Below are 2719 nucleotides of genomic sequence, written 5' to 3'. Positions count from 1 at the left end.
CGCGAGGGTTGTCGACGGCGTAGGAAGGTCAAGCGGAGGGTATGGCGCAACGGTCGACGAGACGGGATCGGGAAAACCAGTTCATGGACGAGCGCCACGAGCGCGCGAGATTGTAATGGATCCGATCCGCGAACTCCCATACGGGCCCGCGGCATGTGACTGCGCCGCATCAGAGGCCGGATACATGTCAGCACCTGACCATGCGCTGCGCAGCTTCGAAGATTCTTCTTGCACCGGCGGGGGCGTCCATACATGTCCATGATCACGATGTCGTCCCGCGAGAGCGTCGGGACGAGAACCTGATCGACATAGGCTTGGAACCATTGGCCGTTGACCGGCCCGTCGAGAACCATCGGCGCCGTCATGCGGTCGCAGCGCAGACCGCCGATGAAGGTCGTCGTCTTCCAATGTCCGTGCGGAACGCTCGCGCGCAGCCGCTCGCCTTTCTGTTCGCGCCCGCATTTGCGCGCCATGTTGGTCGTGGTCCAGGTCTCATCGATGAAGACGAGCCTTTCCGGATCGAGATCGAGCTGGCTCTCCAACCAGGCTTCGCGCCGCGCCTTTACGTCCGGGCGGTCCTGTTCGCTCGCATGGGCGGTCTTTTTTTGAACGTCAGACCGCAACGGTCGAGAAACGTCCACAATGTCGCGCGACTGGCCTTCACGCCGAGCAACATCCGACGAGATGTCGCTGGGCGTAGAGATGTTTATCGAGCGAATATTTGATCGCCCGTGACGGGTTGTTGGGGACGATGGCGTGCGCCCTTGGCGGCGATGACGTGACGCAAATGATCGGCGTCATAGGCGGTATGGGCCATGACGACCTCCGCAGGCAATCCCTCGCTCAATGCAGCGGCTTGCGGCGCATCGCCCTTCTGAACCGCGGTCAGCGTGAACCGCACAGGGCATCCCCAGCCGCGAACCGCCATATGTATCTTGGTGCTCAAGCCGCCGCGCGAGCGACCAATCGCTGATCTTCAGGCCCCCCTTTTTCGCCCCCGCGGCATGCTGATCCGCCTGGGACGATGGTGGAGTCGACAATCAGATATTCGAAGTCCGGATCATCCGACGTCGCCTTGGGTGCCATCCGCTCCCAAGCCACGTCGGTCAACACCAGTCGATCCATCACACCCAAGGCCGTTTCCCCAAAGGCAGCCTTGAATCTGATTTGCGCCTAAAATGGAATCCCTAGAGTCCACACGACCTAGTGCTCAGATCATTTCGAATACACGCCCGACATGGTGAGGTCGTAAGCATGTTCTTTGCGATCGAAGTCTGCGATGGGGAGATCATCGCCTGATCGGCCGGCCGTCGCCAAGCGCGGCGTCTCGGGCGAGATGGTGCGCGATCTAGAATCCAGACTCATAACAAAAGCCGCGATGCAGACGGCTGCGAGAAAGTTAGTGGCGCTTCGTTCGTACGCGTGGCAATGCGCCTGAAGTCCTTCAACCGGCAGAACATGCGCTCAGTGGCGTTGCGATTGCGGTAAAGGAAAAGTGAGAAACAGTTCTTCCATTTGCGATTGGCCTTGGGCAGGATGTTCGGCATCACGCGCTTGTGCTGTTCACGTTGGTCGTCAACCAGAAGGGTCAGAAACAGATTTGCGGTGCGCTATGATTCAGGAGAAGATCAGAATCTCTTTGCTGTCTCTTGTGAGCGGGTACGTCGTTTGTATGTGTCTATGGAGCAAAATTCCTGGTAATTTCGTGGACGTCTCAGATTTTGCCGCATTGTTCATCTAACTGAGCGTAACTAAGCTCGCGATTTCGCAAAGAGAGCACATGACGAAAATCTTGCCCGTTATTATGTGCGGCGGATTGGGGACGCGGGTGTGGCCCGAGTCGCGCGAGACGCTTCCCAAGCAGTTCATTCCGCTCGTTGGCGAGCGCTCCACCTTCCAAACGACTTTGGCGATGCTCGCTGACCCGGCGTTCGAACGGCCGATCGTCGTCTCCAACTTCGACTACCGTTTCCTCATCGCCGACCAGCTGCGCGAGATCGGCGCGCAGGCCGACGTCGTGCTGGAGCCGTCGCGCCGCGACTCGGGTCCGGCGGTGGCCGTCGCGGCGGGCCTCGCCGCGCGCCGCGCGCCCGACACCATCGTCGTCGTGCTCGCCGCAGACCATGTCGTGCGCGACACGCAGGGCCTCGTCGATCTGTGCAAGCGCGCGAGCGCCGCCGCCGCCGAAGGCTATATCGTCACGCTTGGCGTCAAGCCCGACGGCCCCGCGACAGGATACGGCTATCTGCGCCCCGGCGCGCCGCTCGAGTCCTGTTGCGAGGTCTACAAACTCGACGCTTTCGTCGAAAAGCCGGACCGGGCGACGGCGCAGGACTATGTCGACGCCGGCTATTTCTGGAACAGCGGCAACTTCATCTTTCGCGCCGACGTCATGCAGTCGGAGATTGCGCAATTCGAGCCCGGCATTTTCACCGCCGCCGAGGCGGCGATCGAAGCGGCCAGCCAGGACCTCGGCTTCATGATTTTGAACGCCGAGGCCTTCGCGCACGCGCCGAAGAAATCGATCGACTACGCCGTGATGGAAAAGACCGACAAAGCGGCGCTGATTCCGGCCGACATCGGCTGGTCCGACGTCGGCACCTGGCGCGCCGTCTGGGAATTGTCGGACCGCGACGAACTCGGCAATTCCATCCGCGGCCAAGGCGTCGTCATGAACGCCCGCAACGTCCATGTGCGCTCCGAGGACACGCTGACCACC

Annotated in this window: 1 protein-coding gene and 3 pseudogenes; 1 reads left to right on the top strand and 3 read right to left on the bottom strand. The window is 61.1% G+C overall.

Features of this window, described 5'->3' with window-relative positions; genetic code table 11:
• Positions 1–254: 254 nt before the first annotated feature.
• From IYY11_RS22455 to IYY11_RS00035, 3 pseudogenes are all read right to left on the bottom strand, one after another.
• Positions 255–652, bottom strand: a pseudogene (locus IYY11_RS22455) (transposase); the annotation flags it as partial.
• 17 nt (positions 653–669) lie between these two features.
• Positions 670–1077 (bottom strand): annotated as a pseudogene (locus tag IYY11_RS00040) (transposase); the annotation flags it as partial.
• A gap of 288 nt (positions 1078–1365) precedes the next feature.
• A pseudogene (locus IYY11_RS00035) lies at positions 1366–1544 on the bottom strand (IS5/IS1182 family transposase); the annotation flags it as partial.
• Positions 1545–1780: 236 nt separating this feature from the next.
• Between IYY11_RS00035 and IYY11_RS00030 the strand changes: the two are divergent.
• Positions 1781–2719: mannose-1-phosphate guanylyltransferase (locus IYY11_RS00030; RefSeq protein ID WP_196402258.1), on the top strand; the 939-nt coding region annotated here is incomplete at its 3' end.

The sequence above is a fragment of the Methylocystis sp. H62 genome, assembly GCF_015709515.1.
In the GTDB taxonomy this organism is placed as follows: Bacteria; Pseudomonadota; Alphaproteobacteria; order Rhizobiales; family Beijerinckiaceae; genus Methylocystis.
This window is presented reverse-complemented; position numbering and strand designations above follow the sequence as displayed.